The organism is Psychrobacter sp. ANT_H3 (assembly GCF_027919975.1).
Taxonomy (GTDB): Bacteria; Pseudomonadota; Gammaproteobacteria; order Pseudomonadales; family Moraxellaceae; genus Psychrobacter; species Psychrobacter maritimus.
Window position 1 is genome coordinate 128,615 of sequence record NZ_JAQISM010000015.1, and the last position, 24,578, is coordinate 153,192.

Here is a 24,578-nt window from a genome sequence, read left to right on the forward strand (position 1 = left end):
TTTAGTGGCTGAAAGCCCTATAACTACTTACAGCAATTAACTAGAATTATCATCGATGTTTGATTATCTTGGCTAACCATTTTTTAAACAATGAGCATTTGAAATGAATTTATTTATACCAAGAAAGCATAGGGTTATTTTGTTTATTAGATTAAAAAATCTCGTATTTAATTATGAAAATATTTACCACTTAGGACTCAAAAAAATTAATCCATGAATTTACCACTTCCGTAGTCAGAAATTGCTTAGATAACCTTCTCGACATAATAGACATTTGAGATCTCAATTCAGGGCTCTCAATAAGACTTTCCATACTTTTAGAGAGTCCAATAATATCGTTAGGAGGAATAAGAATGCCATTTATATCTTCTTTCACGATCTCCCTAGGCCCAGTTGGACAGTCAAAACTCACTAAAGGTAGCCCTCTAGATTGTGCTTCTATCAATACCATTGGTAAGCCCTCGTATCTAGAACTCATAACGTAAAAAGAAGCACTATCATATACATTGCAAACGTCTAACACTTGCCCTTTCAGGTGGACATTCTTTAAAGAGTATTTATTAATTAATGAATTTAAACTCTCTCTATCTTCGCCTTCACCATATATATGTAGATACCAATCAGGGTTTTTTTTTTCTATCAATGCCCAACTTTCGATTAATAAATCATATCCTTTTTGATAGGTCAATCTACCTATGGAAATAATATCTTTAGAGTTTTTGTTATAGGCTTGATCAACGATATCTAATGGGCATGGATTCTTAACAGTATTTACATTATCATTAAATTCTAAATATATTTTTTTTTGATCTTCTGTAAAAACTAAAATCTTATCCAACCTATTATAGAGCAGCCTTCTTAGTTTCTGATATATCTTATTGTGGAATTCATATGAGATATGTTCCATAGACCAAATTTTCTTAGCTTTCACACCGCTTAATAAAAGCATAGGAGTAAGCTTACTCATTGTATGAACAACTACATAGTCTGGATCATTATTGGTAACATATTTTTTAATAAAGAACAAAAACCCTAAGTTCCCCTTATTAGTCTTCACATCATTTACTGAAGTATCTAATAGGTAAGCATTATCTCCACCATTTATATTTCGTGAGATAATGGTTACATTATACTTTTTAGATAGACTGTTAGCTAATGTCGTCACTACCCTTTCCGTTCCACCTAAACCTTGAAGGCTTGATATTATAAATATAATCTTTTTCATGTATATATACTCTAGAATCCAGGGTAAAACAATTAAAATAGAAGCTATTAAATTATTTTTTCAATAGAACAATAAGATTATTTTTTAAGATTAACAAACGATAAATAGTAGTGAAAGCTGTTAAATATGTACGAGGGTATTTATAAAGAAAATGTACTCGTCTTTTCAAAGCTCTATCAGTAGATATAAAAGCATCAGAAACTACCTGCCTTTTAAGTAGTTTATGTTTATTAACTATTTTAAAAGATTCTAAAGGGCTAAACCTTAAAGAAGCAGACGTACATAATAGGTAATAACTTTGCATTAATACATAAGCATAATACTTATTATTACTAGCGATATAGAGTTTTATGTACTGATCTAAAATATATTCAAAACTACTTATGGTTTTAATATTGCTTTCTATGGATTGATTCAGCGTGATACCATCCATATTTAGTCTATACCAATATAAAGGTTTATTAATATGAATAGTAATTGTTGCTTCATTATACAGTATGGGTGTAAGTGCTAAGTCCTCGTAATATATTCCTGGCGTAAATCTATAATTATCAAACATATTTCTTTTGAATACTCTAGCACAGCTATACCAAAATCCCGCACGAAAAACACTCTCAAGAGTTGTTTGATCACCTTGTCTAATATATCTTATTTCTCCAGTCGATGTAATTAGATTAAAATCGACAATATCATAATTCCCACTATTGATTACTTGTAGTATATTTTCAATGTAATCTGGTGATAATTTATCGTCAGAATCTAGAAAACCGATGTACTCACCTAAAGCATTTACTAGCCCAGTATTACGAGCTTCGCTAAGACCTTTGTTTTCTTGATCAATAAATACGAACTGTTCCTGTATTGACTTTCTATATTTTCGCACTACACTTCTAGCCATATTCATAGAATTATCAGGCGAGCCATCATTAATACAAATAACCTGTATTTCAGGTTGAATTTGCTTCATGACACTAACGATACATTCTTCTATATGAAGTTCGACATTATAAATTGGTATGATAAGTGAAAGCTTGTACATTTACCGATTTCCCAAATACAAGTAATTATTTTTAGCATCTATTTGCGTAAGCACACCAAGTAAGAAAAATTTAACCCAATCATGGAGCACAGCATTGTATATCTGTTTTATTCAGTATTAATTATAACAGATAGGCAATCTATTTAATTAGAAAATTAAGATTACTAGATTTTATATAAATTACACTTATATATTAAAAACTATTAACAATAAAGGTTTGTATAATACCTCTACAGCACTGGATAAGTATGAATAATACCTAAATAAATTAAATATTGAATAAATGACTAAACTACTCGAGAAAAAAATTATAAACAATTTATTAAAATTGTTTGGCTCTCTTGAGTATTCAAGTATTATAAACAACGAAAACAACAAAACAAAGAATGAATTGAATCTTTCATATATAGTAAAGTATTGAAAAAATAATCCTAGGTATAATACCCCTAAACATAAAGTTAAATATAAAGGATCTTTAGATCTATTTTTTAGTAAAAGTAAGTAAAAAAATGCAATATAACCAGGTAGTCTAGCAATAATGAAATCTCCAAAAATTCCATTTAAATTTCTAGCTTGTAAAGACCCTGCTCCAGAAGAGGTGTTATCTTGACTTAAATATGCAGGCGAGTAAAAAGAAAAACCAACTAGGTATGAAGAAATAAATTCGATAATATTATAAACTATGCTGCTCCCAACTATAAGAACTAATCCTATAATTACAAATATCTTAGGTTTGTTAATTATACGATGAGATAGTATTGCGACAGAAATCAATAAGCTAGGAACTAGTGAACCTGGGTGTATAAAAAAAGCAAGTATTACTCCAAATATAAATAATAGAAACCTACTATTAAATATCAAATAGTAAGAGACATAGAAAACTATAATATTAGAAAATATGCTTCTAATACCACTTGAAAGAAGAACAAAGTCTATAGATAACCAAAAAATTAGGAAAGATACTGCAATTGTAGATAGCCTGACATGCTGTAGATAATTAGATTTAATATCTTTATATACTGATAAAACTAGCATATATGATATAAAAATGATACTTGCTGTAAAAATTTGCTTAGGAAAACCTAGGTTAATTATTAGCCATGCATATATATCAAATAGTAAGTATCCAGTATCTGTAGTATCTAATACTTTGTTAAAGGACAAGCCTAGTAAATTTTCAATTCTTATATAATGACGATATAAATCTAATTCTACAAGAGGCTTAATCGAAAAGCTAATCAGAGCAAATGCCAAAGCAAATGATGATAAAACTAAATAATTTGAGCTCCGCTTTATACTACCAGTTATTGAGAATATTAAAGCATAAACAGGATTTAGCAATGAAAGTATAAAAGTGAAGTAAGACATTTTAAATCCTGGCTCTATCAGTTGAAGGTATAGCTATATGAAGTAAAGTTACACAAAGCATTATTTTATAAGGAATAACTAGCTTTAGATCTTAACAAGATCAATATTAAATTTACTATTTACTATATCGTAAAATTCTTTATACTTATAATATAATTCTTTATCATATATATAATTTACTTCTATACGATTTAGGCTACATATATTCAAAATCGCACTACTTATAAAACTATATACTCTAACCTTAATATCAGGATTTTTTTGCAGATACCTAATAATATAATCCTCAAAAATTAAATCACTTTCTATTATTTCAAAATCACCTAGAGGGATAGTATTTTCTCGTGGGTGAGGATAATAAAAATCTATATTTAATTTTTGTAAGATGTTAGAAATATATTCTGTAGTAAATATATCGGATATTTCTTCTAGAGGTTGGCCAACATATATATTTACAATTCTATTTATTATTATAGGTATTAATTCATCGTTCTCATATAGCTTTATTAACTGAGTTTTTTCAATAATATTAGGAATATCATCATAAATTGTATAATGTAATAAAGATTTGTCTCTTATATCCTTAATATAATATTTTATACCTATAAAACGCCATATAATTTTTTTCCAAATTACAGGAGCATCATTAGAATAATAGACATCATTACTTATTATATTTGCTATACCATCATCAAAGGTATATATATTAGCTAAATTATTTTTCGAGATAATATACTGGAAATATCTTGAATCTATACTTGCTAAGTATATACATTTATAATCGCTATTTATTTCTTTAAGTTTTAGCTCTTTTACGAAGTGTAAAAATCCTATAAGACCTTTTTCAGAAATATAATAAAGACTGTTTTTACATAATTTTTTCAACTTCTTATAATAATTTCTATATTTAATATTATCAATTAAAGTTATAGCTACCAAATCAAAATCTTTATCTGGATTTGATTCTATTATTTTTCTAGAAATAATCATTTGTAATGGAGTCAAACACATAATCAGGCATTTTTCTTTCCTGTTAGTTGAAATCATATTTTACAGCCATAAATATTAATTAACGTTTTAAATAATCAGAAAAAAAATAATAATTAATTATATTATGTTTCTTATGATTATTTTATACTTTTCATTTACTTTTCTATAAACTGCCAACCAGAATGATCTCGTTTCTCAAAAATATCCTTATTGTACAAAGTATCAATAATTGCCCAAAAATCCTGCTCTGTATAGCCTAAAAAACCACAAAACTCTCTTACTGTTCTAGGGTCAAGTGCATGATCATGTTTTTTTACTAGACTAACAGCTTCATCTCTACTTAACATTCCATAACGGATCATTCTTGAAGCATAATCTGTAGCCGTTGCATGACCAAACTTAGGGTATTTTAACCATGGATGTACTAAGTAAGCTGGAGATTCAATTTGATCAAAATGCTCAATATGGTGAGTTCTCATCCATTCATGAGTTAAATCATGGAAACCTTTCGTTTTAGCTAAATTATAATTATTAAAACTATTCCAACTTAAAAAGTATCCCAAATAAATAGGATCAAGTTTATCTACACTTTCATTACTAGGCGGATTAAAGAAGTTCAAATCCTTTGAAGTCACGCCATCTATTAATAACTCTTCTTTAGTGATACCAGAGGCAACACCGTTTTTGATCTGATCTTTCGCAGAGTAAGTATCCTCTGCATAATCACCACCATATTCATAACTAATATTTTCCCCATATACCAAAAGTGGTGTATTAAATTTTTCAGCCATATGCAATGGATAGGTATAAATATAGCGATCTACAAAATAAGTCGGCTTGCCATATTTTTCGAAAGTATATTTCATTATTTTTTTCTGAGCTTTTATATTTGGTTTAATGCTTATAATATCGCAACCAAAAGCTTCTGATATATTCTTTAAATTATGAATACCAGCATTAGTCATAGGAAAATTATCTTCTACAGATACTAATAAAGGATTCATCCCCATTACTTCTTTCATAATGTAAACCTGAAAATGACTATCTTTACCGCCACTTACAGCTACCATACAGTCGTAACCATCTGCACCATTCATACCACGGTATTTATCGCATACTTGCTTAAGTTCTTCGAAACGTTTGTCGAAATCGATTTCTCTTCTTTTCTCAAAGCTTTGACAACCTGAACAAACCCCAGCAGAATTAAACTGAATCCCAGGTCTAGTATCTGGCATTACACACTTAGTACAAAATTTCATTTTAATCTCCGTTTGTTATAAAAAACTCAGCCAATTTAAAATCTAAATCTACATCAATATCTATAGAAGACTTTAAACCCATTATATAAGAGTAAGTGCCTTCACTATATAGCTCGCTTAATCTATTTGCATACTCTCGAGAGAGAAAGTATATAGCACCATTCAATCTATATATAGGATCAAGATCTTGAGTTCTTTTCATATCACCAAGCTCTATAAATCCATCCATAGACCCATCAACTCCTAACTGATTGCAGAATTGAATAGGATGTTCAAGCTCACAGACAGAGACAACTGCTTTAGCACGTTTCATTTCCATCACTTTAAAAGCTTCTTGGATATGTTGAGCATTTCTCAAAGGTGAAGTAGGCTGTAAAATAGCTATATTAGAAACCTCCTGACTATACTCTTTCTCAAACCAACTTATCAAGTGAGTCACAACGTCATTGGTAGTTGCTCTATCACTTGAAAGCTCAGCAGGTCTTAAAAAAGGAACTTTTGCACCGTAATCTCTAGAGACGCTTGCAATTTCTTCACTATCAGTACTAACAAAAATATGATCAAAAATATTACTTTTAATAGCGGCTTCAATCGTCCAAGCTATCAAAGGCTTGCCACCTAATAATTTTATATTTTTACCTGGGAGACGTTTACTCCCTCCTCTAGCAGGGATGATGGCTATTTTCATGAGTAAAAGCCTTTAATATCTTGTTGAGCTTTCTGATAATCAGTCATTTGTCCGATATCTAACCAATACTCATGAGTAGTATAGATGCCGACCTTTTTATCGGTGTCTATTCTTTGCTCCAGTAAAGTCGGTAAGTCAATTTGAGTGTTTGGTTTGACAGAAGAAACATATTCAGGACTAAGTACATATATACCCGTATTAATATGATAACGATAAGTCGGTTTCTCCACCATATTAGTAATCAGACCATCCTCACTTTCAACGACACCATAAGAAATCTTGTATTCCATCTCTCGAACACACATAGTGGCATCCAAATTGTTTGACTCATGATGACTCAATAACTCAGTAAAATTAATTTTGGTTAATACGTCACCATTCATCATAATCAATGGTAATTTTGGTAGGTTTTTAGGGAGTAAACCTAGCGCACCACCAGTACCTAAGGGTGTACTCTCATGAATGTAGGTTATATTAATACCCCATTCACTGCCATTGCCAAAGTGTGTATGGATAATTTCTGGCATATAATGAGTAGAGATATAAAAGTCGTAAAAACCCAATACTCTAAATTGATTAATTAAGTGCTCAAGCATTGGCTTATCACCAACGCGGAGCATTGGTTTTGGACAGTTATCAGTAAGAGGGCGAAGGCGAGTACCGAAGCCTCCTGCCATGATAAACACGGGGTTGTCACGTTTTTTAGGCTGTAAAACTTGGTGTAGGGTTTCTAAGCCAACCAAATGGTTTTTATCATCAATAATCGGCAGTGCAAGAAGATCATACTGATCCATAATCTCTATGCGCTGTTGACGAGTATGAGATCGGGTAACAGTTCTTGGACTCTGATTCATTACCGCACTGACAGAGTCTTGCATATCACTATTCTTTAGTAGCCCCCGACGGATATCACCGTCAGTCACTGTACCTATTAACTTATTATTCTCATCACAAACTATCGCGATTCGAAGCGCCGTTTCATCTAGAGTACGCATAGCATCACGAATATCTGATTGAGGGGTTAATACCACGTCTTGCCAATCGGTCATGACAACTCCAGATTTTTATATGGTAGGTCAAAGAAGCTTTTCTTTAAGATATGTTTTAAAGAAGTATTTTTAATAATTTGAATAATCTCACTACTTGCAGACCCTTCGCCATAAGGATTCTTTGTAGTTATAAGCGTTTCTTTAAATGAATCTGAGTAAAGATGTTCAATAGCTTTTAGTATGCTTTGGTAATCAGGTTCAGCATCAATGACACTAGAAGCTTTTATTCTTCCTTTCTGTCTATCGCCAATGTTTATTGTACCAATTTTAAAGCTAGGAGCTTCAGCTAATCCACTGGAGCTATTTCCCACAACACCGTCTACATACTGTAAGGCACTTAAAAATCTGAGTTGCCCTAAGGAAGCAAAGGCTACTGACTTGCTAGGATTGCTATTTACATAGTCATCAATAAGCTTATTTATAATACGGCCATCAGTATCGCTATTTGCTTTAGTGAATATTATATGTGTATTTATTAGCGTATCTAAGGCATTCAATAGCTGCATGAACTGTTGTTCAGTAGTAGATTCTTCCAGAGTAACTGGGTGAAAGGTAACTAATAGATTTTTATTATTTAGCTTAAAGTTAATAGAGTTTTCAAACTCCTCTTTACTCATCAAATTAAGACGTTTAATATTTTCGATACCTAGACCGCCAACATTAAATACTCTTTCTGGAGCTTCTCCTAGTTGAATTACTCGTCTTCTATATTCATCTGTAGCAGTAAAGTGTAAGTGACTCATCTTAGTAATACTATGGCGAATAGCCTCGTCAAAGGCACCTTCAGTAGTTTCACCACCATGTAAATGAGCTATGGGTATTCGAGCTACCATAGCAGCTGTAGCTGCTGCGAATATTTCATAACGGTCGCCTAATAATATAACAAGATCAGGTTTAAGCTCATCATAAGCTTCGGAGAAGCTAATCTGTGCTAGCCCTATTGATTTAGAGATACTTACAGGTGTATCTGAGGACAACAGCATTTCAATTTTTTTATTGATATTAAACTCTTGTTCTATAACCTTATAAGTTAAGCCAAACTCTGGACTGAGATGCATCCCTGTTACTATGATCTGTAACTCTAATTCAGAATCCGAATCTATTTCTTTCATGAGCCAATAAAGTAACCCATACTCTGCTCGAGTACCTGTAACGACACAAATCTTCATCATATTAACTCATCTTCATTGTAGTCTTTCAAAGCACGGCTGCCTAACAACTCATTCCAACGCATAGGGCTAATGCCTGTACCAGGTCTTTTTATCGTTAAGTTATCTTCAGTAAACACATCACCTTTTTTTATATTAGCTTTGGCTACTATCGATTTTCTAGCTATTAAAATATTCTTAGATTCACTAGGGCTTGGTTTTTTTATGCCAGTGCCTAAAGCTTTTTCAATATTCCTTATAGCTTTCACCATGCTATACAACTCATTAGGCTCTAAACTTGCAGCGTGATCTGGACCTTCCATGTTACGATCTAAGGTAAAGTGCTTTTCGATAGTAGTGGCGCCTAAAGCAACTGCAGCAGTAGGCACTTCGATGCCCAAAGTGTGGTCACTGTAGCCATATTTAGAATCAAAAGCATGACCTATAGTTACCATTGCTTTTAAGTTCACATCTTCCATAGGCGTAGGATATTCGGTATTAGCATGCAAAATGGTAATATTATTTCGAGAGGTTCCCGAGCCAGTTAAAATATCTAATGCACTTTCTATTTCACCCAATGTCGCCATACCAGTAGATAGGATTATTTTTTTATTTAAGCGTCCTATATGCTCCAGATAGGGAAGGTTAGTGATTTCACCACTGGGTATTTTGAATGTTCCTATACCAAGAGAGTCTAGAAAATCAATGCTATAGTGGTCAAAAGCTGTTGAAAGGAATAATATATCTTTTTCTTTGCAATAAGAAATAAGTTCCTTATGTACGTCTTCAGTCAACTCTAGCTTTTTAACCATATCAAATTGGCTCTCACTAGAATTTTGAGTATTTTGTACTTGATAATCAGCTTTTACTGCATCTTTTGTGATACAAAGTTCAGTTTTAAAGGTCTGGAACTTAATAGCATCAACGTTTGCCTTTGCTGCAACATCAATCAACTGCTTCGCTAAATCTATCGAGCCATTATGATTAACGCCTGCTTCTGCTATGATAAAAACTTTCTGCATTATTTCAATTCCCTAATAAAAAATGTGAGGAGTATCGCTTTAATTGTCATAAAAAGAAGAATGATATTCAATGGTCTTATGAAGTAGGTAAAGCATGACTAAAAGGCTATCAAGTAAAAAAATATCATCAATATCTTCTTTTTAAGTTTTCTTTAGTAAACTCAATAGCAGGGCTTCCAAATACAGTCATATTCTCAGTCACGCTTTTTGTAACCACTGAACCTGCTGCTACAACTGAGTTTTTACCTATAATTAGAGGTTCTTCTGGTGTGCCTTGAAAGATAATAGCACCTGTGCCTATGTATACATTATCTTCGATAATAACATTGCCATTGCACTTAACAGAGGGTGCAAATGTTACATTATTGCCGATAACGCAATCATGAGAGACATAGCTGTAGATATTAGCATGAAAGTTATAGCCAATTTTAGCGTTAGAAGTCACTGTGACAAAAGGACATATAATAGCCCCATCACCAATCGAACAGTCCGAAGATATATAAGCATGATTACTAATGAACTTTGGGAAGCAAACTTCTCTAGATTTTAATTCTTTATATAAATTACCCTTAATTTTAGGATCAGCGATAGAAATTATGATATTGTCATTAGACTTAAAATTAAAGTCACGTTCAGAATGTAAAAAGGGGGCCTCAAATCCATACCTTTTATAGTCATCTACTTGTAAGTCAAAATAACCTAATACCTCATAACCTTTGTCTGCTTTAAGATATTCTGTAACTTCTGCAGCAAAGCCACTTGCCCCAATTATATATACCTGTTTCATATTAAAGTCCTTTTTAAATAGGAGAGCTAGGTAAGTTCACAAGTCGAGCCTCTGCCCATTCAGAGTTGGCTAAGTCGCCTTTTAACTCATTAGCAAACATAGGTAAGCGATGCATTAATTGCCAGACGGGACGAGTCATAACACCTTGCTTATTAGTAGTCTCTAACAAAGAGTCGCGAGCGCTTGCATCAGGACAAACGACAGCATTTAACCAATAGTTAGAACGAGCATATTCAGGCTCCACTACAAAGCAGTAATCAGTGTTTTCAAAGAACTGTAAATACTGCTCTGCTATAAGGCGTTTGCTGGCAAGTTTTGCTTCTAACTGCTCGATTTGTGCACAGCCTAAAGCTGCATTCAAGTTAGGCATACGATAGTTAAACCCTGCCTCATCATGATAAAACTCATAAGGATGAGGAACTTTTGCTGTAGTCGTAAGGTGCTTCGCTTTGATTCCATCTTCTCGATTCTGGCATAGAATCATACCACCTCCGCCCGTGGTAATAACTTTATTACCATTAAAGCTTAAAGCACCAAAGCGTCCTAAGGTACCCGTATGCTTGCCTTTGTAATACGAGCCTAAGCTCTCAGCTGCATCTTCAATTAAAGTTAGGTTCCAATTTTGGCAGACTGTTAATAATTCGTCAATTTGCACAGGATGACCAAAGGTATGCATTGGCATGACTGCTTTGATAGCAGCTTTACTATCTTTATGTCGACACTGACCTTGTTCGTCTATAAAAGCATTTTCAGATAGCCATTGCTCTGTAGCTACAGGGCACAGGCCAAATGCTTTACGTTCTATATCGATAAAGATGGGTTTAGCACCCATATGATATAAGGCATTGCAAGTGGCAACAAAAGTCAATGCTTGCGTGATCACTAGGTCGCCTGCTCTTACATTTGCTAAATATAATGCTGAGTGAAGTGCAGCAGTACCATTCACAGTCGCTATAGCTTTTGCCGACCCAGTTACTTGTTGGACTTTTTGTTCAAACTCATCCACAAACTTTCCGACACTTGAGACGAAGGTGCTGGTTATGGTTTCTGTGACATACTTCTGCTCGTTACCCGAAAAATTAGGCGCATGTAAGGGTATGAATTCATTAGTCGAGTAAATGTTTTGGACTAACTTTATAAGTTCCGTTTGCATGTTATTCTCACATTTTGCCATCAAGATATTTTCCAGTTTCTTTATGGCCGAAATCTGGAATCATTTTGAAAAATAGATCAACAATAGACTGTTTGTCCCAAGCACGTTTGTCTCTCATACTTTGAATGCTGGTTTCGAACTCTGTAAGTAAGCCAGAGTCAAAGATCGCTTCATTCTTAATGACACCAAGGTTATTAAATAGCTGCATATCCAACACTTCATTCTCGGTAAAGAATTCTTCGAAGTCTTTTTCGCCAGTAGTATCGCTACCTGTGAATAAACAGGGCCATTTGCCTTGTTCGGGAAGCGTTTTAGCAAGCTCGCGTGCCTCATCCTCATTACTACATAATACTGGTTCATAGCCTTTTTGTTCTAAGTACTTGATAGCAATATCTGCAAAAGAAATCAGATGTAGGTTTTCGCTTAACTTGGGAAAGAAAATGTCTCTATTTTCACCAAAGATACAAGACATCAAACACAACTCACCAGACTCCTGAGGGGTCACGAAATATCTTTTAATGTCATTAGGCGCAACAATGGGTTGGCGTTTTTCAATACGCTGATTAAAGCTATGTAATAAGGATCCATCAGAGAAGGCTACATTGGCAAAACGAGCCGTAGAGATATTTATATCTAAGCTGCGGCGCATTAAGAACATCTCCATGATGCGCTTTGAAGCGCCCATCATGTTTACTGGGTTAGCTGCTTTATCTGTGGAAACACAAAAGTATTTTTTAACACCACTTTCTATAGACTGCTGCAGTGTTTTGTCTGTATTAAAGATATTGACATCAATCATACGCATTAAGGTATAGGGATCCTTTTCACTACGCACATGCTTTAATGCGGATAGGTTTAATACATAATCAAACTGACCATCTGCTTTAATAAAGGCATCATATTCAACTGAACCTATATCCAGTGCAAAAGTTTGGAAGTCACCATCAATATAGCCAAATGAACTGCGAATATCACGAACCAACTCAGCTAAATTATTTTCACTGATATCTACAACGTGCAGCTTTTTTGGATTGCGCTTAAAGATTTCTTTAGTAACTGCCTGGCCAATTGAACCTGCACCACCCAGTACTAGAAATCTATAGGCAGATACAATATCGTGCAATTCTTGTTGTTTTTCTTGTATATCGGTAGTAAAAAGCTCTTTTTCTCTACCGATTAGTTTTAGGATTGAGTTCATATTGACCTTATTTATTGAAAGCTATTCCAGTAATCTCTTAGAGTATCAAACGATTCATCATGTCTTTTGGTAAGTAGACTAGCAAACCTATTAATATTTTCTTCATCTTCTTGTGATGTATTTATTACATGTTTTAGAGCATCTATATACGTTTTACTACTAAAAGTCTCTATCCCATAGTCCAGACTTAGTGTCATATCATTAAATGAGTTCTTTAATGTAATGAGCTTTCCTATATTTTCAGTAAAATACTTTGCTGTTGAAAAACCACCTCGTTCTTGCAAAATTAGGCAGTCGTACTCGTGTAGCATTAAAGCATATTGCTCACTTGAAACAGGCTGCTCCAACTTTAATAATATGGGTAGATTTTTTAGTTTAATAAGCGCTTTTAATGACATGTATAGCATCATACCTTTAGGGTTCAAAGGTAACCATGTACCTATTGTTATATCCAAATTAGATGGTATTTCTATCCTGCCAGATAAATACGAGGCAATGATATTAAAAACTTTTCTTGTATTTTGAGGCTTTGTAAATAGTAATACTTTATATGTAGATAAATTTTTGTCTCTTTTCCTACTATTAAGGAAAGCTTCTAAAAATTCTTGAGACTGATAATCGAGTACATTAAAGGGTAATACTGCATCAATGATATTTAATTTTCTGCCAAGAATATTCTCTAAGGGCTTTCCCCAAGTAGTATATGGAGCAATATAGTTATCTACGACTGATAAAACTTTCAACACATTTTCATCAATTAGTGCTGAGGTATTAATTGCAATTTTACCTTCTCTATTGTAAAGCGATAACCATCTATCTACTTCGTCATCAGTAATTAGAATATTCACTTTTTTTGCATCAACTTCTTTTCTATTTATAAGACTCCTAATTGTTTTCGCATTATCGGGCTGTAAGCTTATTGAGTTTAGAGAAAGAGGCTGAATGCTTATAGACTTTATATCTTCATAATAGAAATATTTTATATTGTATAATTTACAAGAAGTCTCAATCTCTTTACTTTTAGCTGTTACGGTGTCCAGTAGCAGAATTACATCTTTTTTGTTAAGTATAGATTTTTGAGTTAAGTTCAATATTAAATTTATAATATGTGGGTCAGCACTAGCTAGAAAGACATGTTTTTTCTTTAAGTTTGAATCAAACATAGCTTTTCTCATAGAAAGAAGTCGTAGATAAATGAAATAATATTATTTTGGTTTTTAGTATTCATGCCATACCACATAGGCAGTCTGACCAGTCTTTCACTTTCTGCAGTTGTAAATTTATCTTTACCATAAAATACACCCAAATCTCGTCCTGCTACAGAGCTATGTAAAGGTATATAATGAAAGACAGCGGAAATACCATTATCTGTAAGGTGTTGAATTAATTGGGTTCGAACCTCTATATCTTTAACCTTAATATAGAACATGTGGGCATTATGCTTACAATCGTTCGGTATAGTAGGAAGTTCTATCTTGCCAGCTTCTTCAAGGTCTTGAAGCTGCTCATAATAATAAGACCAGCTTTCTAAACGACTTTTATTTATGTCGTCAGATTTTTCAAGTTGTCCCCAAAGATACGCAGCTTGAATATCACTAGGTAAATAGCTGCTACCGATATCTACCCACGAGTATTTATCGACCATACCTCGGAAGAATTGACTGCGGTTAGTGCCTTTTTCACGAATTATTTCAGCTCGCTCTTTAAACTTTTCGTCATTTATAATTAATAGACCACCTTCACCGCCACTAGTATAGTTCTTGGTTTCATGGAAGCTAAAAGTACCTAGGTGGCCGATAGTACCTAACGCCTGTCCTTTGTAAGTACTCATCATACCTTGCGCAGCATCTTCAATGACATATAACTCATGGCGCTGTGCAATATCCATTATGGTATCCATTTCACAGCTGACACCCGCATAATGTACAGGCACAATAGCTTTGGTTTTATCGGTAATAGCTGCTTCAATCTTGGATTCATCTATATTCATCGTATCTGGGCGAATATCTACAAATACTATTTTTGCACCCCGTAGTACAAAAGCATTAGCCGTACTAACGAAGGTATAGCTTGGCATAATAACTTCATCACCTGGTTGAATATCAACCAAAATAGCCGCCATCTCTAAAGCGGCAGTACATGACGGCGTAAGCAGCGCTTTTTTACAAGGTAGATTAGATTCAAACCAAGTATGACAGCGTTGAGTAAAAGGCCCATCACCAGACATTTTATCACTACGCATCGCTTGTAATACGTACTGGTCTTCATTACCCGTATAAGGTGGTTTATTAAATATGATCATTTGTTCTCTCTTCTAAGAACTGTTTTTCTAATATGAGTAAGTCTTTTTTTCTTTCTTTAACTCTTTTAGCTGGATTACCCACATATATACCCCAGGCTTCCGTACTTTTATTGACTAGTGTCATTGCACCCACTGAACAGCCTTCAGCAACATGAACACCAGGGAAAACCATAGATCCAGCACCGATAATCACATGCTTACCTAAAAATACTTTTTTCTTAAAAACTTTAGTATATCTACTTGGTATATTAGGGTTAGTTAAATTGAGTCCAGTATAATCGTCTGATTGAGTAAAAATTTGTCCTTGATAAGCTAAGCCACAAAAATCACTAAATGTAATTCCTTCATCACCTCCAGCTACCAGACATTGTGGCGCTATGTGAACATACTTTCCTATAATTAACTTGCCAGACAAAACACAAAAATCATCAATCCTTGAATTGTCATCAATTTCTATAGTTTCAGGATTGTATATACTAGCTTTATCACTGATTTTTACATTTTCTCCAATAGACTTAAATCCCATATCTTCTAATTGAGTTTGTGTTAAATATGCCATAAGAAATAGCTCCAAAAGATAATATACTAATTAATCTTATCAAAAATTTATTATAAAGATATTAGGTCTAATAAATATTGACCATAACTGTTTTTACTTAATTCATTACCGATCTTTTGTAAGTCACCTTTATTGAGCCAGCCATTGTTATAAGCAATTTCTTCTAGACAAGCAATCTTAAAGCCTTGACGTTTCTCGACAGTTTCTACAAACATACCCGCTTCGATAAGACTTTCATGAGTACCTGTATCTAGCCAAGCAAAACCACGACCTAGCAGCTCCACATTGAGATCACCACGTTCCATATACATCTGATTGACGGTAGTAATCTCGACTTCGCCTCTATCAGAAGGTTTAACTTGTTTAGCAATTTCAATAACATCATTATCATAGAAGTATAAACCGGTCACCGCATAGTTTGATTTAGGCTGTGTAGGCTTTTCTTCTATTGAAATCGCGCGCTTATCTTCATCGAATGCCACGACGCCAAAACGCTCTGGATCTTTAACTTGATAGCCAAATACAGTAGCACCTGAGGTTTGACTTGCTGCTTTGCGTAGTAGTGGAGAAAAACCTGGGCCATAGAAGATATTATCACCAAGCACCAAGCACACATTGCTATCACCGATGAACTCTTCACCAATAATAAATGCTTGCGCTAAGCCGTCCGGACTCGGCTGCACCGCATAGCTGATATCGATGCCAAGCTCATTGCCATCGCCAAGTAAGCGCTTAAAACCGTCTATATCATCTGGCGTGCTGATAATTAATACGTCTCTAATACCAGCAAGCATTATTACTGATAAAGGGTAATAAACCATTGGTTTATCATAGATAGGGAGCAGCTGCTTTGAGACACCCTTAGTAATGGGATAAAGGCGCGTACCTGAACCGCCTGCTAAAATAATACCTTTTGTATTCATTTATTCACCTGCTCCTAGTCTTTCACGTTGGTAGCTGCCATCTTGGACGCGACTGCACCACTCCATATTATTCAAATACCATTCGACTGTTTTTCTAATACCACTATCAAACGTCTCTGTCGGTGTCCAATTTAATTCATTGGCAATTTTGCTGGCATCAATAGCATAGCGCAAGTCATGTCCTGGGCGGTCTTTTACAAACGTAATTAATGATTCGTACGGCTGACCACTTTCTTGTGGTTTTAGTTCATCTAAGATGTGACAAATGGTTTTGACTACTTCGATATTTTGCTTTTCATTATGACCGCCGATATTATAAGTTTCACCAATGGCGCCTTCAGTCACTACTCTATAAAGCGCTCTTGCATGATCTTCTACATGTAACCAATCACGAACTTGGTCCCCTTTACCATAAATAGGTAAAGCCTTCCCTTCTAAAGCATTTAAGATAACTAACGGAATAAGCTTTTCAGGAAAATGGTAAGGACCATAATTATTAGAGCAGTTAGTAACTAATATAGGGAAGCCATAGGTACGATGCCAGGCGCGAACCAAATGATCAGAGCTCGCCTTAGACGCAGAGTAAGGTGAGCTTGGCGCATAAGAGGTGGTTTCAGTAAATAAATCCGTCGTGCCTTCTAGATCGCCATAAACCTCATCGGTAGAGATATGATGAAACTTAAACTGTTGTTTATCTAGGTCGTCAAGATTTTGCCAGTATTGACGAGCAACCTCTAATAAATGATAAGTACCGACGATATTGGTATTAATAAATTCAGCAGGCCCATCGATAGAGCGATCTACATGTGACTCTGCTGCTAAATGCATCACAAGATTGGGTTTAAAGCTATTAAATGCTTTTTCTAACGCTTCTTTGTCACAAATATCAATCTGTTGAAATGTATATCTTGGATTTTGATCAATCTCTTTAAGAGATTCCAAGTTACCCGCATAGGTTAACTTATCAATATTTAAGACTTCGTCTTCTGTATTATGGATAATATGGCGAATAACAGCAGAGCCGATAAAGCCTGCGCCACCTGTAACTAATATTTTCATGATTAAACCTTTATATATGCCCTATTATAAGAAGCTAAGAATGCTTAGCCATCTCTCTAAATTTAGGATTATTATCTACAAGCTCTTTATAAGTACCTTGGTCAATAATACTTCCTTTTTCCATAAGATAGATGATGTCACATTTTTCTACCGTTTTTAAGCGATGAGCAATCATAATAATAGTTTTTTGGCCACTAAAATCATGAATAGCATCCATGATGATTTTCTCAGTGATACCATCAAGCGCACTGGTCGCTTCATCAAATATTAAAACATCTGCTTGATTATAAAGGGCTCGAGCAATACCAATGCGCTGGCGCTGACCGCCAGAAAGTTGTACTCCACGCTCACCCACTTTGGTATGAAGTCCTTTAGGTAACTCTTCAACTAGTTCAGTTAAATGTGCCAGCTCAATAGCCTTCAGCACTTGATTATAATCAATCTCATTAGCGGATATCCCAAAAGCAATATTTTCAGCAATACTACCTTCACTCAAAAATATACTTTGGGGCACAAAACCTAAGTTATTTTGCCAGCCCCTTATATTATTTCCAGTGATAAGCGTGTCATCAATATAAATGTGACCAGATTGAGGAGGCAGTAGACCCAGAATGATATCGATTAAAGTAGATTTACCTGAGCCGGAAGAGCCCACGATGCCTATCACATGATTAATAGGAATAGAGATACTGACATTATTGAGAGCGTAATTCTGTTTGTTGGGATAAGCAAAAGTAATATTATCAAGCTTAATTTGCTGCTCAAACTTTAATTTTGGAGATACTGTTTTTTCATTTAGCTCATTCTGATTTATTTTCGATTGCTGTAAATCCTCTTTGACAGCTTCAAAAGCTGCTGAGTTCCCCTTAATTTGTGTAATACTAGAATAAATTTGCTGTAAAGCAGGCAGTAGTTTAAAACAAGCTAATGCATAAATAGCTAATACCGGAAGCACCTGCCCTAAGTTTCCATCGTAACTCTTTATTAAGACGAGTACTAAGCTAATCATAGCTCCAAAAGCCAGCAGCTCAACAAAAAATCTTGGCACTAGGCTAATCGTATTATTCGTTCCCTGCGCGCGAGCTTGCAACCCACCTTCCTCTGTGAACCTATCTATGAAGTCATACTTACGGTCTAATAGCAATACATCCTTAATACCACCAAAGCCTTCATTCATTAATCTAAATCTTTGCGTAGAAACTTCTGATAGTCTACGCCCATTAAGTATGAGAGACTTACGCACGAGCTTGTACATAATAATATAGGCTAAAACAAAGGCAAATATACCTACTAGAGCAATAATAGGGTTGTAGATAAAGATACTTACTGAGATAAATAAGGCCAATACTAACTTAGCATTAAGACTCATCAAAGGCTGAATAATACCTCCACTGATTCTATTAGCTTCAGTAGATACTTGCTTGGTAAGCTGGGCGCTACTACCACTGGCGTGAAATAACCAAGATTGCTGCATATAGTAAGAGTATAAGCGGTCTGCCAACTCTGTACCCACACTTGCCCCATACACCGCTAAACGCCAAGTAGTGAGCATAGACACTATAGTAGATATTGTAAGCATTAAAAGCACTAGACAACCGGCAGCAAATACAAAGTCAACAGGGCTATTTATCCCTGAAAACTGATAAAGCTTGGAATAAACACCTTCCTGTTGTAGTAAACTTATATCACCTACTAATGCCATAAAGGGAGCGATAGAGGCAATACCTAATAGCTCTGTAAAGGCCATAATGACAACTAAAACTTGTAATACATAAAACTGTCTGACTTGTTGCCGTGAAAGCAGCGAGAACAACTCCTTTATCATATTAAACATACAAATCTCATTATAAAATTAAACTAAAGATATGAAATATTTGTTTAGTCATTCAATAAACAATATTGAAGCAACTAATATATAGTTCTTTTCGAAATATATGTAAATTCGATTACAAGTATAAAAACTACTAATTATCAGAAATACTTATTTAAGACGGTATGTTACTATTAGGAGTGGTTATTCTAGATATTAGAACGTCATGAGTATTAGTACTGCATTCTTGATAACCCGCTACATACTGCTTAAACTGCTGCTTTAGCCAAGTGACATCAAACTCTTTTTGCTTTTCGGTAAGCTCAAACAATACCGATTCCAGCTCATCTAATGGGAAGCTATGCTCAATTGCTTGCATGATAAGAGGATGATCAGTGGATTCGACATTATCTTCACCGATGATGAGCTCCTCATAGAGCTTTTCTCCATCTCTAAGTCCAGTGAAAATCACTTCGATATCACCTTCAGGATGGGCAGCATCTTTTATATCAAATCCACTTAAATGAATCATTCGCTGTGCCAAATCGACAATCTTAACCGGCTCACCCATATCAAGCACGAAAACCTCACCACCTGAGGCCATCGCACCTGCTTGGATGACCAAGTTTGCCGCTTCTGGAATCGTCATAAAATAGCGAGTCACATCAGGATGGGTGACCGTAATCGGCTTACCTTGCTCAATCTGTTTGGTAAATAACGGTACTACAGAGCCGGACGAGCCTAGCACATTACCAAAACGCACCATACTGATACAGGTTCGGCTATTTGTTTGGCTAAGTGCTTGGCAAACCAACTCTGCCAAACGCTTAGAAGCGCCCATCACATTGGTCGGTCTTACAGCTTTATCGGTAGAGATAAGTACAAAGGTCTCAACATTTGCTGCAATCGCGGCTCGCGCACAGTGATACGTGCCTTTGGTATTATTAATGACGCCTTCAAACGGGTTGTGCTCAACCATTGGTACATGTTTATAGGCAGCAGCATGATAAACCGTCTGTATATGATAGAGATTCAGTATTCTAATCAGGTTCGATTCATTGGTGACGTTACCGATGACCGCAATAATTTTAATGTTTTGATATGCAGTGGTATTGGCTTGTTTTATGGTCAGCTCTTGATGGATACTATAAAGCGCAAACTCGGACAGCTCATATAGTACGATACATTTAGGTTTATTTTTAATCACTTGACGACATAACTCACTACCGATAGAGCCGCCAGCGCCAGTGACCAAGACGCACTTACCCTTGATATTCATCTGCAGCAAGTTTGCGTCAGGTTCAACAGTTTGTCTATCTAACACATCCAAGATGTCTACTTTGCGCATGCTACTGACGGTCACTTTTCCGTCAGCGATTTCCTCTAAGCTCGGCAATTCCTTGATTTTTATAGCAATACCTGAGAGCTTATCTATAATCTGTCTTTTTTGCGCGCGGCTAATAGAGGGTATAGCCAAAAATACTTGTGCAATATCTAACTCTTCTACTAAGCTTACTAACTCATGAGCAGGATAAATCTTTTTGCCGAGTAAATAAGCACCAGTAAGCTGTGGATCATCATCGATATAAGCCACGACATTATATTTATGTGAGTTTCTTAAGCCTTCTAATAGATCCCTTCCAGCCTCTCCCGCACCATAAATAACAACATTCTCATAACCACCTTCTTGTCTAGTGCTTTGTTGGCTTTTTCCTTGTAGCCGAGTTAGAAGCTCACGGATAGTAAGCCTACTATTCCACAACCAGATAAAAAATAGAAACAAATATAAAATGGGTACGGCACGTGGCACATCGGGAAGGAGTTTAAAATAAAGAATGGCCTGGGCGATGATAATAAGGATAAAAAATAGCTGCAATACGCTACCCATCATCGCATCAAAAAAACCTCTAGCCACGCCATTATAAAACCCAATGGCGTATAAGCATAAGACTGGAATCAATGCACTCAGACTTATTACCAATAAGCTTACATGATGGTCTATATATCCATACCTTGCTGCAATGGCAAAGAATAAACAAACGGCTGACATGATAAAGTCAGCTAACATTAAGATACTACGCTTAATGCTTCTAGGTAGGCTAAGCAACAACTTAGCGCTACGCTCAGCAAGACCAGTAGACATTATAGCGTTAGCATTATGGGATTTGGATGAGGCTGATGGATCTATTGACATGACGAACAACTGTTTTATTCAAGCATTAATATTTAAAAAATTCTATATCTATCCGCTAACGATTAGTTATTATTGCCGTAAGCATAACTATAATGATAGCTATACTTACTTAGTAATCCCTGCTGTACATCGTTTAAGATAATACCGTCTACTTTGATATTGGCTTTATTCATCTGATTAACCGCATAAACCACTTGCCCTTCTATAGACTTATCATAGCGAGCCACCATTAACACTTTATCTGCATACTGGGATAAAATCATAGCATCAGAAGCAGCCAATACAGGTGGCGAATCAATGACAATATAATCATAATGCAAATTCAGTTCTTTGATTAAATGATCGAAACTGCCATTAGCTAATAATGATGCCGGATTACGTGGGTGCTGACCGCGTGGCATAAAATCGATATTATCTATACCAGTCGGATGAATAAAGCTTGCCAAATAACCCTCTTGATTAGCAACAATTTTTGATACCTGAGCGTTATCTTTAGATAAATGAGTCGTATCTTGTGATAGATAATCTGCCAAACCATTATCTTGACTCATACTAAACATCTTATGCAGCTCACCCAAGCGCATATCAGCATCCATGATCAGGACTTTTTTATCTAACTGAGCAAATACCTCAGTTAGATTAGAAGAGATAAATGATTTACCAACACCAGGGCTTTCACCAGTAATTAGTATCACTTTCGCTCTTTGCCCCGCTCGACCTTGAGCTGGCATTCCAAACATTAGATTTGTTCTTAAGCTCTTAATGGCCTCATAGCTCAAACTATTATTATCTACGTAAGCCAGTAGTCTGTTAGGCGCTTTCTTATTACTCTTACGTAATCTTGTTAATAGTGGAGAGCGTGGAACCGTCGCTACCACAGGCACACCAGTCTTGGCCTCTAAACGCTCAGGGTCTTTGACAACATTTCTTAGCATGTTCTTAAGCAGTACGAGCATCGTTCCAAGCATGGATCCTAAAAGCGTAGCCAAGATTATTATCAATAATTTTTTAGGCGCAATCGCTTTAAAGTTGTTGATAGGAAGATCAATAATACGGGCAAAACCAATTTGGCCAGCTTTAACAATTTTTAGCTGCTCATAGTTTTTGAGTAGAGTTAAATAAATTTCTCTGTTAATAGCACTATCAGCGGATAGCTGTAAAAATTCTCTTTGAATCTCAGGTAAGCCCGCAATCGTATCGTCTATCTCATTTTTCCTATCGTTAAGTACTGCAAGCTGCTCATTGATTTGCATAACCAATGGATGCTCTTCTGTGTAGAAGGTCGTAAGATCTGCTTTCTTTAATTTAAGCTCGTTGAGTTGAACATCAATTTGAGAGCTTTCTGTTAACAGCAACTCCGCTTCTTTACTTACATCAATAGTGCCGTACTTTTTGCGGAACTCATTGAATATCGCTTCAGAATCTTCCAGTTTTTTCTTTAAGGTTGGAATCTGAGTTTCCATAAAGCTAATCGTTTTTGTGGTCTCTTCAGAGCCACGCGACTGGTTTTGATCAATATAAGACAAAACGATTTGTTTTAATATCAAACTAGTCTGCTGCTGGTTAGCACCTGTCATAGACAGTTGAATAATACCTGTCTGCTTACCCTTTTCAGAAACGGATAATTCCGTATTTATGTGCTCTGTCGTTGTTTGGAGAGACTGTTTAGTAATATTAATCGGATATCCATCAGCGGGCAGATCGTTAACCGTGATTTGAATCTGACCATCCGTCCCTCTGAACTGATGGGCCTTGCCAATTTGACCTTTGAAGTCATCAAACCCGTTGCTTAACACAAATCCTGTCGCAGAGCGCGTTAAGGTAAAAGGCTGATTTAAATAATCTTGCGAAACATTAAACTGACTGACCTCGACTTTACCATCCTCAGTTTTAAGAGAAACCCCTTCCGGTTTATTGATCTGTGTATCAGTGCTATTACTTTTAATTCTATCGATAGCACTAATATTAGGATCAGAAAGTCGAATACGTAAATGCAATAAATTGACCACAGGCTCTAAGATCATACGCGACCTTATCAGCTCCGCCTCCGCCTCTGCTTTACTCGCTTGCGAACCAATTAGCTCAGAGATATCAGCGCCTAGAGCAGCCACTCCTTTAGAGTTCTCTTCAATTTGAATCAGAGCATCAGAGCGATAAGTAGGATTAACATACCTGCTATATAAGATACCAATTAACAAGCCCAATACCGCAAAAAAAACAATAATCTTCCAGCCACGCAAGATAGCAAATAGCAGCGCCATAAGATCAATTTCGTCATTATCTTCTTTAGAGGCAGAGTTTGATAAATTTTTTGAATCTGTATTCATAACGGTATGTTCATCACTTAAGGTTAGTCGTTTAATAATATCTAGTTAACTAATTTTGTCTGACCACTGCTCGAGGCTATCAACAATATCTTGGTATGCCGTTTTAAATGCACTCATCTCATGTTTATAAGGATCCGCAATATCTTTATTTTTCCAATGACCTAACTTAAAGGTTTTGCCGCGACAAAATGGCCAGCGCTCTTCTATCCATTTCGTTTGACCATCTGACATGGTAAAAATAATATCAGCCTTTTTAGCCAAATTTTCGTCAAGCTGTTTTGCTATATGCTTGGTGATATCAAGCTGCTGCGCTGTCATGATCTCTAGCGCAGCAGGATCTGCAGGGTGACCGACTAAAGCGCCAACACCTGCAGAGTCAATATTCTTACGTGGATAACGTTGTTTTAGTAACGCCTCTGCCATCGGGCTACGACAAATATTACCAACACATACGACTAAAATATTATCAAACGCCATA

General features: G+C 35.4%; 21 protein-coding genes. All 21 read right to left on the reverse strand.

The window, feature by feature from the left end; translation table 11 throughout:
* Positions 1-190: 190 nt before the first annotated feature.
* Complete coding sequence (locus PG901_RS08695; protein ID WP_271134232.1) at positions 191-1,225, reverse strand: glycosyltransferase family 4 protein; 1,035 nt, start codon at positions 1,223-1,225, stop codon at positions 191-193.
* A 52-nt stretch (positions 1,226-1,277) separates the two neighbouring features.
* On the reverse strand, positions 1,278-2,264 hold the full coding sequence (locus tag PG901_RS08700; protein ID WP_271134233.1) for a glycosyltransferase family 2 protein: 987 nt from the start codon (positions 2,262-2,264) through the stop codon (positions 1,278-1,280).
* A 186-nt stretch (positions 2,265-2,450) separates the two neighbouring features.
* The gene (locus PG901_RS08705; protein ID WP_271134234.1) at positions 2,451-3,632 is read right to left on the reverse strand and encodes an EpsG family protein; all 1,182 of its coding nucleotides are present in this window, start codon (positions 3,630-3,632) and stop codon (positions 2,451-2,453) included.
* Between the two features lie 84 nt (positions 3,633-3,716).
* Entirely contained in the window at positions 3,717-4,679 is a 963-nt protein-coding gene (locus tag PG901_RS08710; protein ID WP_271134235.1) for a glycosyltransferase family 52, read from the reverse strand.
* Positions 4,680-4,777: 98 nt separating this feature from the next.
* Entirely contained in the window at positions 4,778-5,881 is a 1,104-nt protein-coding gene (locus PG901_RS08715) for an N-acetyl sugar amidotransferase (RefSeq protein WP_271134236.1), read from the reverse strand.
* Position 5,882: 1 nt separating this feature from the next.
* Complete coding sequence (locus PG901_RS08720) at positions 5,883-6,569, reverse strand: acylneuraminate cytidylyltransferase family protein (protein ID WP_271134237.1); 687 nt, start codon at positions 6,567-6,569, stop codon at positions 5,883-5,885.
* A complete protein-coding gene (locus tag PG901_RS08725; protein WP_271134238.1) occupies positions 6,566-7,618 on the reverse strand; it encodes a nucleotidyltransferase family protein in 1,053 nt (350 codons plus the stop codon). The genes PG901_RS08720 and PG901_RS08725 overlap by 4 nt, the downstream gene beginning before the upstream one ends.
* Entirely contained in the window at positions 7,615-8,790 is a 1,176-nt protein-coding gene (gene neuC / locus PG901_RS08730; RefSeq protein WP_271134239.1) for a UDP-N-acetylglucosamine 2-epimerase, read from the reverse strand. The genes PG901_RS08725 and neuC overlap by 4 nt, the downstream gene beginning before the upstream one ends.
* Positions 8,787-9,788, reverse strand: coding sequence for an N-acetylneuraminate synthase (gene neuB, locus PG901_RS08735; protein WP_271134240.1), 1,002 nt, complete (start codon positions 9,786-9,788; stop codon positions 8,787-8,789). Before neuB ends, neuC begins: the two co-directional genes overlap by 4 nt.
* Before the next feature lie 127 nt (positions 9,789-9,915).
* Positions 9,916-10,575: an acetyltransferase gene (locus tag PG901_RS08740; RefSeq protein WP_271134241.1), complete on the reverse strand. Its 660-nt coding sequence runs from the start codon at positions 10,573-10,575 to the stop codon at positions 9,916-9,918.
* A 13-nt stretch (positions 10,576-10,588) separates the two neighbouring features.
* Complete coding sequence (locus tag PG901_RS08745; protein WP_271134242.1) at positions 10,589-11,728, reverse strand: LegC family aminotransferase; 1,140 nt, start codon at positions 11,726-11,728, stop codon at positions 10,589-10,591.
* Positions 11,729-11,735: 7 nt separating this feature from the next.
* A complete protein-coding gene (locus PG901_RS08750) occupies positions 11,736-12,926 on the reverse strand; it encodes a UDP-N-acetylglucosamine 4,6-dehydratase (RefSeq protein WP_271134243.1) in 1,191 nt (396 codons plus the stop codon).
* Positions 12,927-12,937: 11 nt separating this feature from the next.
* Positions 12,938-14,089, reverse strand: coding sequence for a hypothetical protein (locus PG901_RS08755; protein ID WP_271134244.1), 1,152 nt, complete (start codon positions 14,087-14,089; stop codon positions 12,938-12,940).
* A gap of 8 nt (positions 14,090-14,097) precedes the next feature.
* The gene (gene rffA, locus PG901_RS08760) at positions 14,098-15,228 is read right to left on the reverse strand and encodes a dTDP-4-amino-4,6-dideoxygalactose transaminase (protein WP_271134245.1); all 1,131 of its coding nucleotides are present in this window, start codon (positions 15,226-15,228) and stop codon (positions 14,098-14,100) included.
* Positions 15,215-15,787: an acyltransferase gene (locus PG901_RS08765; RefSeq protein WP_271134246.1), complete on the reverse strand. Its 573-nt coding sequence runs from the start codon at positions 15,785-15,787 to the stop codon at positions 15,215-15,217. The genes rffA and PG901_RS08765 overlap by 14 nt, the downstream gene beginning before the upstream one ends.
* A 50-nt stretch (positions 15,788-15,837) precedes the next feature.
* The gene (gene rfbA, locus PG901_RS08770) at positions 15,838-16,710 is read right to left on the reverse strand and encodes a glucose-1-phosphate thymidylyltransferase RfbA (RefSeq protein WP_271134247.1); all 873 of its coding nucleotides are present in this window, start codon (positions 16,708-16,710) and stop codon (positions 15,838-15,840) included.
* Positions 16,711-17,769, reverse strand: a complete 1,059-nt coding sequence (rfbB, locus tag PG901_RS08775; RefSeq protein ID WP_271134248.1) for a dTDP-glucose 4,6-dehydratase — start codon at positions 17,767-17,769, stop codon at positions 16,711-16,713. It abuts the gene before it with no gap.
* A 34-nt stretch (positions 17,770-17,803) separates the two neighbouring features.
* Positions 17,804-19,603, reverse strand: a complete 1,800-nt coding sequence (locus tag PG901_RS08780; RefSeq protein WP_271134249.1) for an ABC transporter ATP-binding protein — start codon at positions 19,601-19,603, stop codon at positions 17,804-17,806.
* A 151-nt stretch (positions 19,604-19,754) separates the two neighbouring features.
* Positions 19,755-21,722, reverse strand: a complete 1,968-nt coding sequence (locus PG901_RS08785; protein ID WP_271134250.1) for a polysaccharide biosynthesis protein — start codon at positions 21,720-21,722, stop codon at positions 19,755-19,757.
* 113 nt (positions 21,723-21,835) lie between these two features.
* On the reverse strand, positions 21,836-24,100 hold the full coding sequence (locus PG901_RS08790; protein ID WP_271134251.1) for a polysaccharide biosynthesis tyrosine autokinase: 2,265 nt from the start codon (positions 24,098-24,100) through the stop codon (positions 21,836-21,838).
* Between the two features lie 45 nt (positions 24,101-24,145).
* Positions 24,146-24,577: a low molecular weight protein-tyrosine-phosphatase gene (locus PG901_RS08795; protein WP_271134252.1), complete on the reverse strand. Its 432-nt coding sequence runs from the start codon at positions 24,575-24,577 to the stop codon at positions 24,146-24,148.
* Between the last annotated feature and the right edge of the window lies 1 nt (position 24,578).

Coding starts and splice junctions, on each gene's coding strand:
- PG901_RS08705 (WP_271134234.1), bottom strand. CDS start 3,632: ATGTCTTACTTCACTTTTATACTTTCATTGCTAAATCCTGTTTATGCT.
- PG901_RS08745 (WP_271134242.1), bottom strand. CDS start 11,728: ATGCAAACGGAACTTATAAAGTTAGTCCAAAACATTTACTCGACTAAT.
- rfbB (WP_271134248.1), bottom strand. CDS start 17,769: ATGAAAATATTAGTTACAGGTGGCGCAGGCTTTATCGGCTCTGCTGTT.
- PG901_RS08790 (WP_271134251.1), bottom strand. CDS start 24,100: ATGAATACAGATTCAAAAAATTTATCAAACTCTGCCTCTAAAGAAGAT.
- PG901_RS08700 (WP_271134233.1), bottom strand. CDS start 2,264: ATGTACAAGCTTTCACTTATCATACCAATTTATAATGTCGAACTTCAT.
- PG901_RS08720 (WP_271134237.1), bottom strand. CDS start 6,569: ATGAAAATAGCCATCATCCCTGCTAGAGGAGGGAGTAAACGTCTCCCA.
- rfbA (WP_271134247.1), bottom strand. CDS start 16,710: ATGAATACAAAAGGTATTATTTTAGCAGGCGGTTCAGGTACGCGCCTT.
- neuB (WP_271134240.1), bottom strand. CDS start 9,788: ATGCAGAAAGTTTTTATCATAGCAGAAGCAGGCGTTAATCATAATGGC.
- PG901_RS08725 (WP_271134238.1), bottom strand. CDS start 7,618: ATGACCGATTGGCAAGACGTGGTATTAACCCCTCAATCAGATATTCGT.
- PG901_RS08755 (WP_271134244.1), bottom strand. CDS start 14,089: ATGTTTGATTCAAACTTAAAGAAAAAACATGTCTTTCTAGCTAGTGCT.
- PG901_RS08780 (WP_271134249.1), bottom strand. CDS start 19,603: ATGTTTAATATGATAAAGGAGTTGTTCTCGCTGCTTTCACGGCAACAA.
- PG901_RS08715 (WP_271134236.1), bottom strand. CDS start 5,881: ATGAAATTTTGTACTAAGTGTGTAATGCCAGATACTAGACCTGGGATT.
- neuC (WP_271134239.1), bottom strand. CDS start 8,790: ATGATGAAGATTTGTGTCGTTACAGGTACTCGAGCAGAGTATGGGTTA.
- PG901_RS08795 (WP_271134252.1), bottom strand. CDS start 24,577: ATGGCGTTTGATAATATTTTAGTCGTATGTGTTGGTAATATTTGTCGT.
- PG901_RS08785 (WP_271134250.1), bottom strand. CDS start 21,722: ATGTCTACTGGTCTTGCTGAGCGTAGCGCTAAGTTGTTGCTTAGCCTA.
- PG901_RS08695 (WP_271134232.1), bottom strand. CDS start 1,225: ATGAAAAAGATTATATTTATAATATCAAGCCTTCAAGGTTTAGGTGGA.
- PG901_RS08710 (WP_271134235.1), bottom strand. CDS start 4,679: ATGATTTCAACTAACAGGAAAGAAAAATGCCTGATTATGTGTTTGACT.
- PG901_RS08765 (WP_271134246.1), bottom strand. CDS start 15,787: ATGGCATATTTAACACAAACTCAATTAGAAGATATGGGATTTAAGTCT.
- PG901_RS08740 (WP_271134241.1), bottom strand. CDS start 10,575: ATGAAACAGGTATATATAATTGGGGCAAGTGGCTTTGCTGCAGAAGTT.
- rffA (WP_271134245.1), bottom strand. CDS start 15,228: ATGATCATATTTAATAAACCACCTTATACGGGTAATGAAGACCAGTAC.
- PG901_RS08750 (WP_271134243.1), bottom strand. CDS start 12,926: ATGAACTCAATCCTAAAACTAATCGGTAGAGAAAAAGAGCTTTTTACT.